Source organism: Pseudazoarcus sp. NS36, from assembly GCF_059703705.1.
In genome coordinates this window covers 171,973-189,286 of record NZ_BAAKJA010000006.1, presented here as the reverse complement: position 1 = coordinate 189,286, position 17,314 = coordinate 171,973, and the positions used below count along the sequence as shown (strand labels likewise).

Genomic DNA, 17,314 nt, shown 5'->3' with positions numbered 1-17,314 from the left:
CGCTACACTGCCGGCCAGCCCACTGCGATGTGAAACCCATGCCCGCCAGCCCTGACTTCGAGCGTAAATTCTGTCCGCCCCAGGAACTTGCCACACGCGGCGCGGCCCTGCCCCGCCCCATGGTGTTCACCAACGGCTGTTTCGACATCCTGCATCGAGGTCACGTCACCTACCTCGCCCGCGCCCGCGCGCTCGGCGGCGCATTGACAGTGGCGCTGAATACGGACGCCTCGGTGCGTCGCCTCGGCAAAGGTGACGATCGCCCGATCAACACCCTCGAAGACCGCATGGCCCTGATGGCTTCACTGGAATGCGTCGACCTGGTGACCTGGTTCGACGAGGACACCCCGATCCAGCGCATTCTCGAACTGCGTCCGGAAGTGCTGGTCAAGGGTGGCGACTGGGCGCCGGCCGACATCGTCGGGGCACCCGAAGTCATCGGCTGGGGAGGCGCGGTGCATTCGATCCCGTTTGAGCACGAGCGCTCGACCACCGCCTTGCTGAAAAAAATCAGGGCCGCATGACGCGGCCCTGAATTCCGACTCGGTCTGCCACCCGCTTCAGCGCGGGCCTGCCTTCCCGCCCGGATTATCCTGCCACCAAGTGATGGTGTCCGGATTGTCCAGGTGATCGAACTGCTCATCATGCTCGTTGAGCAGACGGAAGATCGTCGAGGCGTGCTCTGGCTCGAAGCCCTTGCGCGCGCCGTCGCGCGAATCGCTGAGCAATTCGAGCAGCAGCTTCCTGCATTGGGCGGTCCCCCACATTTCATCGATGCGCGAAAGATGCGGGTAGGCGGAATACAGGTCGGTGGTGTCGGTTGTTCGCTTGGAATCCATTCTATGACTCTTGGGTAAATGGCAACTACTTACATGGCACTATCGGCCATGCGCCCCCCCACCGTCAAGGACTGCACACAAGCGTAGCGGTGCAATCTCACGATGCGCGTAAAATGCCTGCCATCATGGCAAGCAGCTCATCCCCCTCCCCGCTCCACATCCTTGAACACGTCTTCGGCTTCACGGCCTTTCGTGGGCCGCAACAGGCCATCATCGAACATGTCTCAGACGGCGGTGACGCGCTCGTCCTGATGCCGACCGGCGGCGGCAAGTCGCTGTGCTACCAGATTCCGGCGCTGGTCCGACCCGGCACCGCCATCGTCATTTCGCCGTTAATTGCACTGATGCAAGACCAGGTCAGCGCGCTGTGCGAAGCCGGCGTGGCGGCGGCGTATCTGAACTCCAGTCAGTCACTCGACGAGATGAATGCCGTCGGCCGTCAGCTGCTGGCCGGTGAGCTCGATCTGCTTTACGTCGCACCTGAACGTCTGCTCACCGGCCGCATGCTGGGTACCTTCGAGCGCATGCATGCCGAAGGCCGGATCGCGCTGTTCGCCATCGACGAAGCCCACTGCGTGTCGCAATGGGGGCATGACTTCCGCCCCGAATACCTGCAACTGTCGGTACTGCATGAGCGCTTTCCGGGCGTGCCGCGAGTTGCACTGACCGCTACAGCGGACCCGGAAACGCGCGAGGAAATCGTCACCCGCCTGCAGCTGCAGTCTGCGCGCCGCTTCGTATCCAGCTTCGACCGGCCGAACATCCGCTACCGCATCGACGACAAGGACAATCCGCGCAACCAGTTGCTCGCCTTCATCCGCAGCGATCATCTGGGTGAATCCGGCATCGTGTATTGCCTGTCGCGTCGCAAGGTCGAGGAAACCGCCACCTGGCTGGTCGAGCAAGGCATCAACGCCCTGCCGTATCACGCGGGGCTCGGCAACGACATCCGCTCGGCCAACCAGACCCGCTTCCTGCGCGAAGACGGCATCGTCATGGTGGCCACCATTGCCTTCGGCATGGGCGTGGACAAGCCCGACGTGCGCTTTGTCGCACACCTCGACCTGCCCCGCTCGATCGAGGGCTACTATCAGGAAACCGGCCGGGCCGGCCGTGATGGCCTGTCGGCCGAAGTGTGGATGGCCTGGGGCGCACAGGATGTCGTGCAGCAACGCCGCATGATCGACGAATCCGAAGGCGCCGAGGACTTCAAACGCCGCGCCCGCGCGCGGCTCGACGCACTGGTCGGATTGGTCGAAACCGTCGCCTGCCGGCGCCAGCATCTGCTGTCCCACTTCGGCGAAGATTCCGGCCCCTGCGGCAACTGCGACAACTGCCTGTCCCCGCCCCGCACCTGGGACGCCACCGAATCCGCACGCAAGGCACTTTCCTGCGTGTATCGCACCGGACAGCGCTTTGGTGCCGGCCACATGATTGACGTGCTGCGCGGTGAGCGCACCGACAAGGTCGGTGAATGGCAACACCACGAAGTCAGTACCTTCGGTATCGGTGCTGAAATGGACGAAAAGACTTGGCGTACGCTGTTCCGCCAGCTTGTCGCGCGCGGTCTGCTGGCCGTGGACCACGACCGCCACAACGCGCTGATCCTGACCGACGAAGCACGCCCGCTGTTACGCGGCGAGGCCGGCTTCGAGCTGCGCATCCCGCCCGAGAAGAAGCGCGCACGCAGCCATCGCCGTCGCGTGCTCGACATCCCGGACGGCGTGCCGCAAACCCTGTTTGACCAATTGCGCGCCTGGCGCATGGAGACCGCACGCGAGCGCAACGTGCCGGCCTATGTGATCTTCCAGGACTCCACGCTGCGAGAGATCGCGATTGCGCGCCCCGCCTCGCTGAGCGAACTGGGCGCCATTTCAGGCATCGGCGACCGCAAGCTGGAAGCCTACGGCAGCGCGATTCTCGAACTCGTCGAAGCGACCGTTTGAGTGCAGCTTACTTCTTGCGACGCGCGGCGAACTTCGCGCGGAACTTGGCCAGCTTGGGCGCCACCACTGCCTGACAATACGGCTGCCCGGGGTTGTTGGCGTAGAAGCTGAAGTGATAGTCCTCAGCCGGCCAGAACGGCGCGGGCAGTTCGATCTTCGTCACGATGGGCGCGGGAAAGGCATCCTCCAGATCCGCCATCAAGGCCGCCGCGTCGTGCAACTGCTCCTCGCTGGTGGGGAAGATCGCCGAACGGTACTGGGTACCGAAGTCGTTACCCTGGTAGTTCAGCGTGGTCGGATCATGCGTGGCGAAGAAGATTTCGAGCAGGTCGCGGAATGACACCACTTCGGGGTCGAAGCTGACGCGCACGACCTCGGCATGGCCGGTGTCGCCGCCGCAGATCTGCTTGTACGTCGGGTGATCAATCGCGCCGCCGCAATAGCCGGGTTCGACCTTCAGCACCCCCTCGACCTCGTTGAACACCGCCTCGGTGCACCAGAAACAACCGCCGCCCAGAATGGCGGTTTCGGTGCGACCACCTGTCGCTGCATCGGTCATTGCGCTCTCCCTGTTGCTCCGCGGTTCAGCGGAAACTGATTGTGTAATAGATATCGGCTGCGTTGTCGCTGCCGCCGCGCGCCACGACCGAAAAGCGGCGTGTGAGCCGGTAGGTCAGCAGCACCAGACTCTCTGCGCCGCTCAGACTCTGTTCAAAGGATACGCTCAGGTCTTCGCCCAGACGCTTGCCCAGCGTCAGCACCTGCCCGCTCAACTCGCCCTCGCCGGTCACCGTGGTACCGCTGCCCACCACGCGACTGGTCTGCACCCGCCCGACGCCGGCAGCCGACTGGCCGATGCCGAATTCGTCGAGACCCAGGCTGCGCGAGAGCTGCTCCGTCATGCCCCCTCCGGGGCCACCCAGCAAGGCCTGCGCAGCGGGCAACAACAGGCTCAGATCAGCGCCGCCGCCCGCCGTGGGGGCACGCCCCAGCACGATCCACGATAGCTTTTCAGCATCCGGCACGTCCGGCTGGGACACCAGCCGCACCTGCGGGCGTCGAGCACTGCCGGTCACGGCCACACCGGCCTCCACCGCAAGCCCTTTGCGCAAGGCCACCACGTTCAAGCCCGGGTTATCGAGCGCCCCCTGGAAATTGATCACTCCGCGCTCGATCACCAGGTTCTGACCATAGCCGCGATAAATGCCACCGGCGGTTGCGATACTGCCGGTGGCCGACAGTGCGTCTCCGGGACGCATCTGCAACTGCAGGTCACCCGTCAGTCGCGTATCCAGCCCGAGTGCGCTCAGATACAGCGCGTCACCCATCGAAACCGTCACAGCGGCGCTGAGTTTGAGACCCGCGCCACCCGCCTCTTCCTCGGTACCGAGGATCACGACATCATCCGACAGGCTGGGCGGGGGCGACTCGGCAAACTCGATGTAGCCGGCATCCGCCCGGAAATAAGCCTCAATGTCGAGCGAGGTCCAGGTACTGACAGCCGAGCCCGAGCCGGACATGATCAGCCAGCGGTCGTTGCGCTGCAGGATGGGCAGGCGGTCGGCCTCGAAACTGAAGCTCCCTTCGCCGGTTTCCAGGGCAATCTCGCCGGAAGACGTCAGGCGGCCTGGCTCACGCGTCAGTGCGTCGAACGGAATACGCCGTTCTGCGGGACGCACCCGATTGGGCGAAACAAAATCGAGTTTGCGCAGATACAAGCGGTTGCGATCAAACTCGGCCAGCAGTTCGCCGCCGGACAACTGCACGCCGTGCTCAACCAGCACCATCGACAGCCCGTCGCCGCTGATACGGCCGGTGGCGACGGGCTCTGCCGGCGTACCCGTAACCGAGAACTCGGCACGCAAGGCGCCGTCCAGCACCGTTTCCTGCTGCATCAGACGCGACAGCCAGGCGATGGACGGCATGTCGAAGCGCACCGAACCGAGCAGATCGGCGTCCTGCGCCACCCCCCATCCAGTCACGTCATCACGCGCCAACAGCGCGGTAGCCGAACCGCTGACGGTGCCCATTTCGCTGCCGCGCGCATCGAGTGACGCTGCCAGCCGCTCTCCGGAGGCAACAACCACCGCTTCCAGATGCTCGAGACCGATGCGCGCGCTCAGCTCACCGGGAATCGCGATATCACCGGATTCGCGAAACACCCGCAGCCGGCCGTCTGCCTGCTCGGCCAGCTCAAGCTCCCATTCGGCACCCAAGGTCAGCGGGCCGGGCCCGCGTCGGCCGCGCGGACCCGGTTCGATCACGGCCAGGCCGGTGAGATGGCCGACCAAGCGGGTCATACCGGGAGACCACACGGTTTCGTCGAGCACCACGCGGCCTGCCTCGCCAGCCTGCAGACGCGCCGGCGCAAGCTCGGCGCGCTCAGGTGACAGATTCAGAGCAACCGGGGCCTCCAGCTGCAGCGGCAGGCGCCCTTCGATCTGCAGGTCCTGCAGCATGCCGTTCCAGGCCAGCGTGCTGTCATCCGGCTGCCCACCCTCCAGGCCGAGCCGCAAGCGGTCGCCTTCTGGCGTGGAAACATCCAGATCAAACACATGCGCGAGCCGCGTACCGCGGACCGACGCATCCAGGCGCTCCACCCAGCGCGCGTCGCCGCTACCCAACCCGGCAAGCTCAATACTCAGCTCGACCGGCCCGTCGATGCCGGTCTCCGCAACGCCCGAGGCCGTAATGCGCTCGATGCCGATCCCGTCAGGCAGCCGCAGCGCATCGCCGCGCAACTGGAAGCGCCCGGCCGGCGCCTCCAGCGTGCCGCTCAGGCGCGCATCCAGATCCGCACGGCCAGCCAGCCCCATGCCGAGGCGATCGAGTCGGCGGGCCACCAGCTTCAGGTCCATCACATCACCCGGCGCGCCCCATGCACCCTGCGCGCTCAGCTTGCTGCCCCCCAGCGCAAGGCGCAGATCGGCTTCGGGCACACGCATGCCGTCAATGCGCAAGCGCCCCTCACCACCCAGCGCCAGATCCAACAGCTGACCTTCAGCAAGCTTGAAATCCAGTTGAAGCTGATCCGGATCGGTGAAAGCCGCCTGCACATCCATGCCCACGCTCCCTTGCGGTGCCAAGGCATGCAGGCTGGACGGGTTAATGCCCGATGCGACCACCGTGGCAGAGCCGGACAGCGCTTGCAGTCCGGCCGGCAGGAGAAGCTCCGCTTCACCCGCCAGTCGACCGCCACCAACCAGGGCCACATCCACAGCGCTCAGGGAGACTTGTTGCAGCGATGCGCGCACACGGGCGCTCAACGAATCAAACGGCAGACCGCCCTCGTCCACGCGCAGCGGCCGAGCGTTGCTCACCACGACATCGCCTTCGAGCACGCCGTCCGCAACGGTCGTCAGCGTGCTGTCGATGGCAAGCTGCGCCGCCGGAGCGCCTGCCACGAAGGCCGCAGGATCAACTCCCTGCAAGGCCAGCCGCGCGCCCAATAATGGCCAGGCTTCGAACGGCGCGATCTGCGCCTGAATCTCGCCGGAAAGCAGCTCACCTGCCCCTTCGGCACGCACCTCAAGCCGCGACAGATCGCCCGCGATGCCGTACGACAGGATGAACTCGCGCTCATCGAGCACGGCCCGCGCCGTGCCGTCGGCGACCACCCCGTGCGGGAAGACGCCGGTATCGAAGCGGCCGCGCAAGCTCGCCTCGCCCCACGGCGAAGTCAGTTGCAGTGCGTCAATCGCTTGAACACCCTCCTCGCCGGAAAGGCTGGCACGAAGGTCGGAGAAGGCCAGCGGCGCAGTACCGTCATCGCTCCAGGCTTCGATCAGGACGCGTCCGAGCGCCAACTCGGCGTCGACCAGAAACGGCAACGAAATCTGAGGCATCTGTGGCGGTTCAGCCGTCTCGTCCACCGACGGACGAGTGGCGACACGCAGCGTGTCGAGCTTGAGCCCGTCAATGCGCAGGCGACCGCCAAGCAAGCTCAGCGGCTGCCAGTCGAGCTCAAGCGAAACGGCCTCAAGGCGCAGATCCGGGGTTTCGACACGCAGGGAATCGACGGCCAGCGGCCCGATCAGCCGACCGGACAGTCCCTCCGCAACCAGACTGACACCACTCACGCGCCGCGCAAGGTCAAACGCCAGGCGCGCACCGGATTCAGTGGTCAGCAGCCAACCGGCAAACAGCAATGGCAGGACGACCAGAGCGGCGAGCGCCGCCAGAACAATGCGTCGCAGGCCACCAGAGGTGTTTGGGTTCGGGCCGGCCGTCATTCTCCCCGGCCGAACAGCGCACGCAGCGCCGCGCCGGGATCGGGTGCGCGCATGAAGGCCTCGCCCACGAGGAAGGCATGCACATCATGCGAGCGCATGTGCGCCACGTCAGCCGGCGCAAGAATGCCGGATTCGGTGACGACAATGCGACCGTCCGGGATGCGGTCGAGCAGATCGAGTGTAGTAGTGAGGCTCACGTCGAAGGTGCGCAGGTTGCGGTTGTTGATGCCGATGAGGGGAGTGGACAACTGCAAGGCCTGTTCGAGTTCCGCAGCGTTGTGCACTTCGACCAGCACGCCCATGCCCAGCTCATGCGCAACGGCTTCAAACTCCTGCATTTCGGCCAGACTCAGCGCGGCCGCGATAAGCAGGATGGCGTCCGCGCCCATTGCGCGCGCCTCGTACACCTGCCACACATCAACGAGAAAATCCTTGCGCAGCACCGGCAGCGCGCAGGCCGCACGCGCGGCCTGCAAGTATTCCGGCGCGCCTTGGAAGAAGTCGCGGTCGGTCAGCACCGACAGGCAGGCCGCACCGGCCGCTTCGTAGCTCGCGGCGATCTCGGCCGGACGGAAATCGGCGCGGATCACGCCCTTGGAGGGGCTGGCCTTCTTGATCTCGGCGATCACCGCGGAATCGCCCGCAGCAATCTTTGCGCGCATTGCGGCCACAAAACCACGTACCGGCGTCGCAACTTCGGCCAGACGGCGCTGCTCGGCCAGCGACACCAGGGCTTTGCCGTGGGCAACCTCCTCGCGTTTTTTGGACAGGATGCGTTCGAGGATGTCGCTCATGCGGGAGCCTTGCAGGATTGGGTGAAACGCACGAAGGCGTCGAGCTTGGCGCGTGCCGCGCCACTGGCCAGCACCTCGCGCGCACGGGCGATGCCCGCGCCGATGTCAGGCACCAGGTTGGCGGTGTACAGCGCCACGCCAGCATTGAAAACAACGATCTCGCGCGCCGGACCTTCGCGGTTCTCCAGCGCACCGAGCAGCATCTCGCGCGAAGCGTCTGCGTCCGCAACCTGCAGGTTGCGCGTGCCGGCCATTGCCAGCCCGAAGTCCTCGGGGTGGATCTCGTACTCGGTGACTTCACCGTTCTTCAGCTCACCCACGCGGGTCGAGGCACCAAGGCTGACCTCGTCCATGCCGTCCAGACCATGCACGACCAGCACGTGATTGGCGCCCAGACGCTGCATCACACGCACCTGGATGCCGACCAGATCGGCGTGGAACACGCCCATCAGCGTATTCGGCGCGCCGGCCGGGTTGGTCAGCGGGCCGAGGATGTTGAAGATCGTGCGTACGCCCATCTCGCGGCGCACGGGTGCGACGTTCTTCATCGCGCTGTGGTGGTTGGGCGCAAACATGAAGCCCACGCCGACCTCCTCCACGCAGGCCGCAACCTGCTCGGGCGACAGCGCCAGATTGGCGCCCAGCGCTTCGAGCACGTCGGCCGCGCCGGACTTGGACGACACGCTGCGCCCGCCATGCTTGGCTACCCGCGCGCCGGCCGCAGCAGCGACGAAGATCGTCGCGGTAGAGATATTGAAGGTCTGCGAGCCATCCCCGCCGGTACCGACCACATCAAGAAAATGATCATGCGGCGGCGGCACGACCACCTTGGTCGACATCTCGCGCATCACGGTGGCAGCAGCGGTGATCTCGCCAATGGTTTCCTTCTTGACGCGCAGGCCGGTCAGGATGGCGGCCGTCATCACCGGCGAGATCTCGCCAGCCATGATCTGCCGCATCAGCGACAGCATCTCGTCAAAGAAGATCTCGCGGTGATCGATGGTGCGTTGCAGGGCTTCCTGCGCGGTGATCGTCATGGTTTCAGTCCTTCAAGCAATCAGGCCGGGACGTGTTCGTCCAGAAAATTCTTGAGCAGTCCGTGACCGCTATCGGTCAGAATCGACTCGGGGTGGAACTGCACGCCTTCCACCGCCAGCGTCTTGTGGCGCACCCCCATGATCTCGCCGTCGTCGGTCCACGCCGTGATCTCCAGGCAGTCGGGCAAACTCTCGCGCTCGATCGCCAGCGAGTGATAGCGCGTGCAGGTCAGCGGATTGGGCAGACCGCGGAACACACCCACATTGTTGTGATGCACAGGCGAAGTCTTGCCATGCATGAGCTTCTTGGCATGCACGATCTTGCCGCCAAACGCCGCCCCGATGCTCTGATGCCCCAGGCACACGCCCAGCAGTGGAATCTTGCCCGCAAACTCGCGGATCGCCGCCACCGAGATGCCGGCCTCAGCCGGCGAGCACGGCCCCGGCGAGATCACCAGCTGATCCGGCGCGAGCTGCGCAATGCCGGCCACATCGATCTCGTCATTGCGGAACACGCGCACATCGGCACCGAGTTCGCCAAAGTACTGCACGAGGTTGTAGGTGAAGCTGTCGTAGTTGTCGATCATCAACAGCATATCGCGTGTATCCTCTTGATTCTATTGGGCTTTCAGCCATTCTTTAGGGCTTGATACCCGCTTGGATACCCGCAAATTTTTTCGATACCCTAGGCCGATGATCTGGAAGCGCCCGCACTAAACAGGGCATTTTCGCACGTATCGCCTTTCGTATAAACAGTCAAGCTACCGAACCCCGCCGAAGTCGGACGAAAAAAAACCCGGCACGAAGGCCGGGCAAAAGTCCCATGGCACTGGGGTTCGGTTAGAACTGAACGCGGGTCGAAGCCTTCGCGGCAAGTGTGGGGTTGTAGAAGCTGTTTCGAACACTGTTCGCAGCCTTGGCGAACTTCGGCGCAAGTTCGGAAAGCGCAATGCTGCTAGTCATGCGCTTGTAAGCGTCGGGCAACCATTTTTCGGTCGCTTCGAAACGAAGCTTCGAATGCGTTTCGGGGTTGATGCCCACAAGGAAGCCGGGCGAATGGAAGATAACGGCGGCAACGTCCTTGCTTTCGAGCATGGCCGCACGAATCTTCGAAGGGCCGTCGGCCTTGTTCGCAAGCTCCCGAATGTACGTGCGAATTTCGCTTTCAAGCGCGGCATGGCTGGCACGGGGCGAAAACTCCCGTTCGGCCTGCGCTACGCCGTCGCTGTACAGCAGTTCGGCCCGGCGTTCGATTGCGGCTTTCGACTTTTCCAAGGCTTCCACGGTGCGCGCGGCAACAACGCCCGCGACTTCGTGCCGCTGAACTTCGTTGCGGGTTTCGTCCTTCAACAGTCGGGCGATGGTTTCGACGCCATCCCGCAGCGCGATTTGTGCGTTCAGAATGTCCGGCCCTACGTCACTGTCGAACTTTTCGGGGTCGCCAAGGAAGGCTTTTCGGCCCGTTTCGGTTGCGGCCAGTTCAAGAAAGCCGCTTGCTTGCGGCGTCTGTACAAGGCTGTTCGTGTATGCCGGGGCTGCGGCGTTGGTCGTTTGGTTCATGGTGAAATTCCTTCGAAGGTTGCGACGCGGAATGCGCCGACGCCTGAACGGTTCGCGTCATCGGCCCCCTATTCGACGAATTCGCCGGTTGTGCGGTCGAAGGTGCGACCGTCTGCCAGTTCAACGAAACGCGCGCCCTTTTCGCCTTTGCGCGTCGGTGCGGGTACGTCTTCGGCGATGGTGCCCACAACATCGGGCGCTTCGGTCGCCGGTTCGTTGGTGCGGCTGCGGGCCGTTGCCAACAGTTCCTTTTGCTGCCGTTCTGCCGCCGCTTCCCATTCCGCAGCCGAACCGAAGTCGGGCATAAGGGCAAACCGGCCCGCAAACGCGCGTAGCGGCCCGCTGGCGGGGTTTTCGCCCGCCCGCCAATACCCAACCACCCGAACGGGCAAATCGGCGCTTACGGGGCCGCCTGCAAGGTCGGCGGGGTTGTAGTGAAGAACCCGGTTCGGCGACGGCTTGCGGCGTTGCTTTTCCAGCTTCGACAGCCGGGCTTTAAGTCCGATGCGTGCCATCAGTGCAAGCCCCCGCGTTGTTCCAAGGCTTCGATGCGCGCTTCTAGTTCGCTGTCCGACAGGATGCGCGACAGAATCGAAAGCATGTTGGCAAGGCGCGAAGCGTCGGCAACGTCGATTCGACCGCTACGGGCTTCGCGGTACAGCTTGGCAAGCTCCCGGCTTACGTCGGTCGAAGTCGCCAGCTTGGCGCGGGCGTATTGCTTGGGCATGGGGGGTTCCACGTCATCTTCAACAGTGACGCGGCCTTGCCAGCCGTCGGCGTGCAAATCGGTACTATTTTTCATGGGTCTGTTCCTCAAATTTCCAGCCTTGAACTTGGCAAAGAAGCGTCGCCAGTTCGACGATGGTTTGCTGTCTTTCTTTCGCCATGCGGCCTTTGCTTATGTCTTCGATGCAGCGGCAAACGAAGTCGAAAAATTGCGACTTGGTAACGATGGTGTCGCCGCTTGCGTACCCTTCATCAAGGGCGATAATTTCAGCCGCTACGATTGGATCGTTCGGCCACTTAACCGCAATGAACGTCGCAACCTTCGTCGTTACGTCATACGGGTAAATCTTCCGCGCCGCGTTGTATGCCGCTATCTGCGGGTCAAATACGCTCTTGCGTTCGAAGTACAGGTTTGCCGCGAATTGCTTTTTCAGTGTCACTATGTCGCCGCGTTCGCGCGCTACTGCGGCCAAAGCCTTTTCGACTTCGCTAACAAATTCTGCGCTTGGTTCAAATTCGAAGTTCATACGATCACCTTTAACTGTTTGCCCACATTCCAAGCCGGACACTGCAACCGGACATAGGACAGCCCTAAAGGGCTGCTGTCCTGTCTGTCCGGGTAGTTGCAGCCCCGGACGTGTCGCGTTGTGTCCGCTGTCCGTCCGGTTGTCCGGTCTGCTGAATCACCTTTGCTATGCAGGCTTCGGCCAACTTTCCGGCCAGACCACCAAGGCGATACACGTTGTTTTCTTCGACAAGTTCGCCGCGTTCGACCAACTCTTTCCGCACGCGCTCGAATGCCTTACGGCGGGCTTCGTCGCTTGGCGCTTCGACGTGCAAGCGGTAGAACACGGGCCGCCATGCTTCGCGGTTGATGCCAAGGAAGTTCCCGCCAGCATCGACGCTTCCGTTACTTCGGCAGGCTTCGCGGAACGATTCCATCGCAAGTTTCTGAATGGCGTTCAACGGCTTGGCCCCCGGACTTGTGGGCGCTTCTTCCGGCACAACGACACAAGACGTAATCGCGTCGCCGTCTTCGTCTATTCCGATTTCAACGACGTTAAGGCGGAAGTAATGCGTTTCGCCGTCGCGCCCGTCCTTCGCCTTATCGACCTTCCAGCTTCGGGCGCTGTCGTCACGATTCACCAGAACGGCGGCATCTAGCGCGGCAAACAGGCTTGAATGCCCGCGAAGCCCCTTCGCCGAATCTTTGCCAGTGTGGGCAACAAGAACGACAAGCCCGCCGATCAAACGTTGAAGCGTCTTCGCGCCTTCGATCACTGCGCCCATATCGCGACTGCTGTTTTCGTCCATACCCGGCGCGGCCCTGTTCAGCGTGTCGATAAACACGACGCAGCCGGGCGGACAGACGGCGGCAAGGTCTGCCACGTCCTGCGCGTCGGTAAGGCGGAACGGTTGCAGCAGGAACCGCACGCTATCGGGTATGGCGCGCCCGTGGTGGCGTTGCCACGCGACAACCCGGCCCCGGTAGCCGCCTTCACCTTCAAGGCCGACATACAGCACGGCAGCGGGCTTTGTGGCGTGTTCGAAGAACGGCAACCCGTCGCCGATGGAAGCGGCCATTTCGAGCGACAGAAACGACTTGCCAGCGGTCGAAGCGCCATAAACAACGGCCAGCCCTTCGATTGGAAATACGCCCTTGATTCGCCATTGCTGCGGCGGCATTGCTTCCAAGGCTTCGACGGGTAGCGGGCTGAAACGCTGTTTCTTGCTTAGGGCTGCTACCTGCCGTTCGATAACTTCCGTCATCGCGTCGGGGTCGGCCTTCACCTTTGCCCACAAGCCTTTTGCTTTGTAGCGCCCGAACGGCGTAGCCCATTCAAAAAAGAGTTCTTCGAACTTCGGGCCGTGCGTCTTCAACGCTGCGGCAACCATCCGCACGTCATCTTCTTTCTTCGGGGCAAGGTGCGACAGAATCCCGCGCATCGCTGCCAGTTCTTCGGCAGGCGACGACGTAAAGCCGAAGTCTGGTGCGGAATTGTGGGCAGACACTAGCGAACCCCCTTCAAGCCGATGCAATCAGGGCGCGTATGTCTTCGACACGCCACGCGGTAACGCGCGGGCCAAGCTTGACCGGCTGCGGGAAGCGCCCGGTTTTGACGCCCTGCCACCAAGTCGATTTCTTGACCGGGATAAGGGGCGGCAAACCCTTGGCGGGGTCGCCGATAATCTGCGGCAAGCGCAGAAAGCCAGTTTCAGGAAGTTGGTTCATTGTGGATTGCTCCCGTCCGTTGCGGTATGGGGCAATCCTAGGTCGGCCAAGTTAGGCCATTAAGGGTTAGTTCATGCGCGAACTTAACCCTACTGAATCACAAGCCTTTTTTCCAATTGCGAAGATAGTTCTTAATCGTTTCTTCGTTCAACGACGGGTCTTCGTTTTCAACCGCTTTGATAGCGGCGTACTTCGACAACCCCTTTTCCATGTGTTCGAATACGCGATAGCAGATTGCGGCTTCCTGCCGTTGCTGCGAACGCTTCCGCCGAACTGGCGGCGGGCTGTTGCCGCGCAAGTGTTCGGCAATCATTTTGCGAATCGGCTTCGACAGCGGTTCGCCGCTTTCGATCATGTCGGCAACGCGCCGCCAGTCGCCGCTAAGTGCGTCTAGGAAAGGTTCCGCCGCCTGTTCCAGCGGTTCGCGTTTTAGCCTTGGCATTGCGCACCCCCTGCGGTCATTTCGCCGACCATATCCGCCCATTCCTGCATCATGTTTCGGCGGTCTTCCATGTACTGCGCTTGGTTGTAGCTGGCGCGAACCTTGTTGCGTTCGGCGTGTGCCAACTGGCGTTCGATCACGTCGGGCCGGTAGCCCATTTCGTTAAGGATGGTCGAAGCGGTAGCGCGGAAGCCGTGCGCGGAAAACCCGATGCTGTCTTTACCGTTGAAGCCCATACGTTCAAGCGCCCGGTTCAACGTGGTAGCGGTCATGCACTCTTTCGGGTTGCGGTAGTTCGGGAACAGGATTCCGCGCCCGCCCGTGTGGGTATGCAATTCGCGCAGCAGTTCGACGGCCTGTTTCGACAGCGGGACTACGTGCGGTTCGCGCATCTTCATTCGTTCTGCGGGTATCCGCCATTCGGCCCGGTCTAGGTCGAATTCCGACCATTCGGCTTTGCGAAGTTCGACGGTACGAACGAAGGTAAGCAACATCAGCCGCAGCGCGATAACGGTTGTTCGATACCCGCCGTATTCGTCTAGCGCCTTCGCAAAGTCGCCGATTTGTTCGCGCGAAAGCGGCTTGCGGTGTTCGACCTTCGGGCGATGAATCGCGCCCTTCAAGGCTGCGGCGGGGTCGCTGTCGGCGCGAAGCGTTGCGACGGCATAGCGGAAGATGGCCGAAGACCATTGCCGCACCAACAAGGCGACGGTTTCAGCGCCCCGGCCTTCAATGCGACGGATGATTTCGAGCAAGTGCGCCGCCGTGACGCTGCGAATCGGTAGCTTGCCCACATAGGGGAACACGTCGGCGGCCATGAAGCGTTCAACCTGCCGCAGATAGTACGGCGTCCATCCTGCCGACTTCTTCGCTATCCACTCCCGCGCGACGGCTTCGAAGGTGTTTGCGTTCGCCGTGACGTTCGCCAGCCGTTCGGCCTGTCGATTGTGGGAAGGGTGGATGCCTTGTTCGACCAATGCCCGCGCCTTGCGGTGTTCGTCGCGTGCGTCCGATAGGCCGATGGTCGGGTACTCGCCGACGGCAAAGACGTTTTCTTTGCCCGCGATGCGGTAGCGGTAGCGCCACAACTTCGCGCCGGTCGGGCGAACTTCAAGGTACAGCCCGCCGCCGTCCGCCAGCTTCTGCGGCTTGTCTGCGGGCTTCGTGTTGCGAATTTTGGCGTCGGTTAAGGACATAATGCGGGTATCCGTGTTTCGATACCCGCTAAGATACCCGCAATTTTCCCGGATGACAATGGACAATGACGGTTACTGTTGGCCGTAAATCCCCGTATTTACTAGGCTTTACCTTGGGTATCGGACAACTTTGGATTTCACTGGATGCCGATGCTAGTTATCGATCATCAGCAGCATGGCTGGTTGGCTCCATGAAACAGGGGCTGCGCGGACGGATACGCCTGACGCTTTCGATAGGCCGTATTGTCGCGCAGTTCGTCGGTCACAAAAACATTCGGGCGCTCTCAGACCTGGTCGGCGACCAATGCAGACAGATCGGTCGCCAGTTCGGCTAGCTCATCCGCATCATTGCCGGCCAAAGCACCTCCTATCCGAGTGCGATCGCCTTCATGCCCGGTTCGTTCGTACAACCTGAACGGCACGAAACGGCCGCTTTCGATATGCACACCGAGTCGCTCGAGCGCTGGTCCGATCGGCTGCGACAGCACGACTCCCCAGGAGCGCGAAACCCGCGCTCCAATGCGTCGGGTGACGGCCTCGTGGTACAGCACCTGCTCGGTGCACGCGACCAGGCGAAAATTGAGATCGAACACATACGGCCTGCCCTGCCGGGTCTCACCGATGTCGAAACCACACACGCCCACGAAGCCAGCACGTCGTGCGCGCCGCCCGATCTCCAGTGCCATCTCGCGTGTCTGCACCGAGGGCTGACTCGCCGGATCAATCAAACTGCCGGACTGACGCGCAGGCTCCGAGAACAGCTGCGAAGCGGCACCCAGATAATGCTCGGCCGTTTCGCTTACACCGATGTTGACGCACCAGCAGTCGCGCAGATCAATCTCTTCCTCGACACGCAGCACGCTCCAGTCATTCGGACGCGTCTCCAGCCATGCCCTGAAAGCGCTGCGCGCTTCCTGATCCGCGCAGTAGCGAACATCCGAACCACCTCCGCTGACACCTGGGTGGCACAGCTTCACGAACACGCCTCTCCCCGGCAGAACCGTTTCCAGATCGTCGACCCGCTGCGGCGGGATATGGACACTGGCGGGCAACCACTCGGGATCACAGAAATGTCCGATGTTGCTCTTGTCGTTGAGCCAATCGTAGAGCGTGACCGGGAGCACCACTTCACATTGCCCGATAACCCGCGGAGCCGGAGGATAGGAATAGGCAAAGCGATACCCTTGGCGCGACAGCGCCGCGACCTGCGCCGCGGCATCCTCCTCGCTGCGGTAGGTCAGCACGCCCGGCGCCTGCGGGACACCCGCCAGAACCAGAACCTCGCGGATCGAAGGCAAATAGGTGTTCTCGTGGCAGACCACGGGCAGACTGCCGCGCATGGACAGAACCGAACCAGTCACAGCGTCGACACGGAATGCGTCATACCGCTCCACCCAGCGCAGGGTACTCGCGCAGGTCTTCAGCGACAGCGCCGTACGCGCAGGGAAAATATCCGAGAGCGACATTGACGGCTGCAAAGGAGCCAACCTGCTCCCCGTCATTCGACGTATCCGAACAGCGCATCACCAACCGACATCAAGAGCGGTCGAGGCATGCTACTGGCGGCAGTCGGCGTCTTGTTGGCGTCGATCAGAACGGCCTGACCGTCGACTTCGACGTAATCGAATTTACCGAGATCCATGCCCATCTCGGCGCGCAGCACGCGCAACGACTCGGGCACCACATCGAGGATCTCGTGGCGGATCACCTTGCCTGCCTTCACGATGGGGTCCGAGCCATAGAGCTTCACGACATAGTCGCGATCACCAAAAAACAGCCATGAACGCAGCACATAAGCCCCATCCTCGATTTCCGGCAGAAACCGCTCGACCACCAGATCGTCGCGCTCCCAGACCCACGCCGGCACAGCACTCAGACTGTCGAGCACGGGGTAGGTACCGCCAGGGAGCTCGCGCATGGCCTGCCAGGGCAGATACCTGGCCAACTTGCGCCGCATGCGGCGTGAATCAAAGCGCGACAGTTGAGAGAACTCGCGGGACCCGAAACAGTTGGCGTCCGTCTTGACGATCACCGGGCCGCGGTAGTTGCACCCCGCTGTGAGCAGGTTGCTGCTGATGCGCTTCTTGGAGATATCCCGCACGCCTCCGTTGAGCAAAGGCCTGCCCTGCGGGTTGGGCGGGATGCATTCGAGCGGAACGCGGGTCAGATCGACATGCATGATGCCGATGTCTGCCTCAAGCTGCGCAGTTGGGCCAATCGTTACGCGTACGCCACGCTCCACCCAGGCCCGCACCCAATGCCCCAGCAGACTGCGGCGCGGCAACGGCCCGTCCGTTTCAGTCACGACG

18 protein-coding genes are annotated in these 17,314 nt (G+C 62.7%); 2 read left to right on the top strand and 16 right to left on the bottom strand.

Features of this window, described 5'->3' with window-relative positions; all coding sequences use genetic code 11:
• Positions 1-38: 38 nt before the first annotated feature.
• Positions 39-524, top strand: coding sequence for a D-glycero-beta-D-manno-heptose 1-phosphate adenylyltransferase (rfaE2, locus tag AC6H0R_RS11185; protein WP_497581447.1), 486 nt, complete (start codon positions 39-41; stop codon positions 522-524).
• Positions 525-560: 36 nt separating this feature from the next.
• On the opposite strand, the gene AC6H0R_RS11180 is transcribed toward rfaE2, so the two are convergent.
• A complete protein-coding gene (locus AC6H0R_RS11180; protein ID WP_497581446.1) occupies positions 561-839 on the bottom strand; it encodes a hypothetical protein in 279 nt (92 codons plus the stop codon).
• A gap of 125 nt (positions 840-964) precedes the next feature.
• Here AC6H0R_RS11180 and recQ point away from each other — a divergent pair, with 125 nt between their 5' ends.
• On the top strand, positions 965-2,785 hold the full coding sequence (recQ, locus tag AC6H0R_RS11175; protein WP_497581445.1) for a DNA helicase RecQ: 1,821 nt from the start codon (positions 965-967) through the stop codon (positions 2,783-2,785).
• Between the two features lie 7 nt (positions 2,786-2,792).
• Here the strand turns inward: recQ and msrA are convergent, their stop codons facing one another.
• The 15 genes from msrA to AC6H0R_RS11100 all read right to left on the bottom strand — a co-directional run bounded on the left by msrA (position 2,793) and on the right by AC6H0R_RS11100 (position 17,310).
• Positions 2,793-3,344, bottom strand: a complete 552-nt coding sequence (msrA, locus tag AC6H0R_RS11170) for a peptide-methionine (S)-S-oxide reductase MsrA (RefSeq protein WP_497581444.1) — start codon at positions 3,342-3,344, stop codon at positions 2,793-2,795.
• 25 nt (positions 3,345-3,369) lie between these two features.
• The gene (locus AC6H0R_RS11165) at positions 3,370-7,017 is read right to left on the bottom strand and encodes a translocation/assembly module TamB domain-containing protein (RefSeq protein ID WP_497581443.1); all 3,648 of its coding nucleotides are present in this window, start codon (positions 7,015-7,017) and stop codon (positions 3,370-3,372) included.
• Complete coding sequence (trpC, locus tag AC6H0R_RS11160) at positions 7,014-7,811, bottom strand: indole-3-glycerol phosphate synthase TrpC (RefSeq protein WP_497581442.1); 798 nt, start codon at positions 7,809-7,811, stop codon at positions 7,014-7,016. The genes AC6H0R_RS11165 and trpC overlap by 4 nt, the downstream gene beginning before the upstream one ends.
• Complete coding sequence (gene trpD / locus AC6H0R_RS11155) at positions 7,808-8,848, bottom strand: anthranilate phosphoribosyltransferase (protein ID WP_497581441.1); 1,041 nt, start codon at positions 8,846-8,848, stop codon at positions 7,808-7,810. The genes trpC and trpD overlap by 4 nt, the downstream gene beginning before the upstream one ends.
• Before the next feature lie 20 nt (positions 8,849-8,868).
• The gene (locus tag AC6H0R_RS11150) at positions 8,869-9,444 is read right to left on the bottom strand and encodes an aminodeoxychorismate/anthranilate synthase component II (protein WP_497581440.1); all 576 of its coding nucleotides are present in this window, start codon (positions 9,442-9,444) and stop codon (positions 8,869-8,871) included.
• Positions 9,445-9,688: 244 nt separating this feature from the next.
• Entirely contained in the window at positions 9,689-10,408 is a 720-nt protein-coding gene (locus AC6H0R_RS11145; protein WP_497581439.1) for a hypothetical protein, read from the bottom strand.
• A gap of 68 nt (positions 10,409-10,476) precedes the next feature.
• Positions 10,477-10,923, bottom strand: a complete 447-nt coding sequence (locus tag AC6H0R_RS11140) for a hypothetical protein (protein ID WP_497581438.1) — start codon at positions 10,921-10,923, stop codon at positions 10,477-10,479.
• Complete coding sequence (locus AC6H0R_RS11135; RefSeq protein WP_211163661.1) at positions 10,923-11,210, bottom strand: hypothetical protein; 288 nt, start codon at positions 11,208-11,210, stop codon at positions 10,923-10,925. Before AC6H0R_RS11135 ends, AC6H0R_RS11140 begins: the two co-directional genes overlap by 1 nt.
• On the bottom strand, positions 11,200-11,661 hold the full coding sequence (locus AC6H0R_RS11130) for a hypothetical protein (RefSeq protein WP_497581437.1): 462 nt from the start codon (positions 11,659-11,661) through the stop codon (positions 11,200-11,202). Before AC6H0R_RS11130 ends, AC6H0R_RS11135 begins: the two co-directional genes overlap by 11 nt.
• A gap of 64 nt (positions 11,662-11,725) precedes the next feature.
• Complete coding sequence (locus tag AC6H0R_RS11125; protein WP_497581436.1) at positions 11,726-13,147, bottom strand: AAA family ATPase; 1,422 nt, start codon at positions 13,145-13,147, stop codon at positions 11,726-11,728.
• 13 nt (positions 13,148-13,160) lie between these two features.
• Positions 13,161-13,367, bottom strand: coding sequence for a helix-turn-helix transcriptional regulator (locus AC6H0R_RS11120; protein ID WP_058487603.1), 207 nt, complete (start codon positions 13,365-13,367; stop codon positions 13,161-13,163).
• A gap of 97 nt (positions 13,368-13,464) precedes the next feature.
• Complete coding sequence (locus AC6H0R_RS11115; RefSeq protein WP_483189941.1) at positions 13,465-13,809, bottom strand: hypothetical protein; 345 nt, start codon at positions 13,807-13,809, stop codon at positions 13,465-13,467.
• Complete coding sequence (locus AC6H0R_RS11110; RefSeq protein WP_497581435.1) at positions 13,797-15,005, bottom strand: tyrosine-type recombinase/integrase; 1,209 nt, start codon at positions 15,003-15,005, stop codon at positions 13,797-13,799. The genes AC6H0R_RS11115 and AC6H0R_RS11110 overlap by 13 nt, the downstream gene beginning before the upstream one ends.
• A gap of 284 nt (positions 15,006-15,289) precedes the next feature.
• Positions 15,290-16,507 (bottom strand): hypothetical protein, encoded by a 1,218-nt coding sequence (locus tag AC6H0R_RS11105; RefSeq protein WP_497581434.1) that lies wholly within the window; start codon positions 16,505-16,507, stop codon positions 15,290-15,292.
• Positions 16,504-17,310 carry a hypothetical protein gene (locus tag AC6H0R_RS11100; protein WP_497581433.1) on the bottom strand — a complete coding sequence of 269 codons (807 nt, stop codon included), beginning with the start codon at positions 17,308-17,310 and terminating at the stop codon, positions 16,504-16,506. Before AC6H0R_RS11100 ends, AC6H0R_RS11105 begins: the two co-directional genes overlap by 4 nt.
• Positions 17,311-17,314: the final 4 nt, after the last annotated feature.

Bases quoted from the DNA above. Each gene is read 5' to 3' on its own strand.
- AC6H0R_RS11140 (WP_497581438.1), bottom strand. From the start codon at position 10,923: ATGGCACGCATCGGACTTAAAGCCCGGCTGTCGAAGCTGGAAAAGCAA.
- trpD (WP_497581441.1), bottom strand. From the start codon at position 8,848: ATGACGATCACCGCGCAGGAAGCCCTGCAACGCACCATCGATCACCGC.
- rfaE2 (WP_497581447.1), top strand. From the start codon at position 39: ATGCCCGCCAGCCCTGACTTCGAGCGTAAATTCTGTCCGCCCCAGGAA.
- AC6H0R_RS11150 (WP_497581440.1), bottom strand. From the start codon at position 9,444: ATGCTGTTGATGATCGACAACTACGACAGCTTCACCTACAACCTCGTG.
- AC6H0R_RS11165 (WP_497581443.1), bottom strand. From the start codon at position 7,017: ATGACGGCCGGCCCGAACCCAAACACCTCTGGTGGCCTGCGACGCATT.
- recQ (WP_497581445.1), top strand. From the start codon at position 965: ATGGCAAGCAGCTCATCCCCCTCCCCGCTCCACATCCTTGAACACGTC.
- AC6H0R_RS11110 (WP_497581435.1), bottom strand. From the start codon at position 15,005: ATGTCCTTAACCGACGCCAAAATTCGCAACACGAAGCCCGCAGACAAG.
- msrA (WP_497581444.1), bottom strand. From the start codon at position 3,344: ATGACCGATGCAGCGACAGGTGGTCGCACCGAAACCGCCATTCTGGGC.
- AC6H0R_RS11105 (WP_497581434.1), bottom strand. From the start codon at position 16,507: ATGACGGGGAGCAGGTTGGCTCCTTTGCAGCCGTCAATGTCGCTCTCG.
- AC6H0R_RS11115 (WP_483189941.1), bottom strand. From the start codon at position 13,809: ATGCCAAGGCTAAAACGCGAACCGCTGGAACAGGCGGCGGAACCTTTC.
- trpC (WP_497581442.1), bottom strand. From the start codon at position 7,811: ATGAGCGACATCCTCGAACGCATCCTGTCCAAAAAACGCGAGGAGGTT.
- AC6H0R_RS11130 (WP_497581437.1), bottom strand. From the start codon at position 11,661: ATGAACTTCGAATTTGAACCAAGCGCAGAATTTGTTAGCGAAGTCGAA.
- AC6H0R_RS11135 (WP_211163661.1), bottom strand. From the start codon at position 11,210: ATGAAAAATAGTACCGATTTGCACGCCGACGGCTGGCAAGGCCGCGTC.
- AC6H0R_RS11120 (WP_058487603.1), bottom strand. From the start codon at position 13,367: ATGAACCAACTTCCTGAAACTGGCTTTCTGCGCTTGCCGCAGATTATC.
- AC6H0R_RS11145 (WP_497581439.1), bottom strand. From the start codon at position 10,408: ATGAACCAAACGACCAACGCCGCAGCCCCGGCATACACGAACAGCCTT.
- AC6H0R_RS11180 (WP_497581446.1), bottom strand. From the start codon at position 839: ATGGATTCCAAGCGAACAACCGACACCACCGACCTGTATTCCGCCTAC.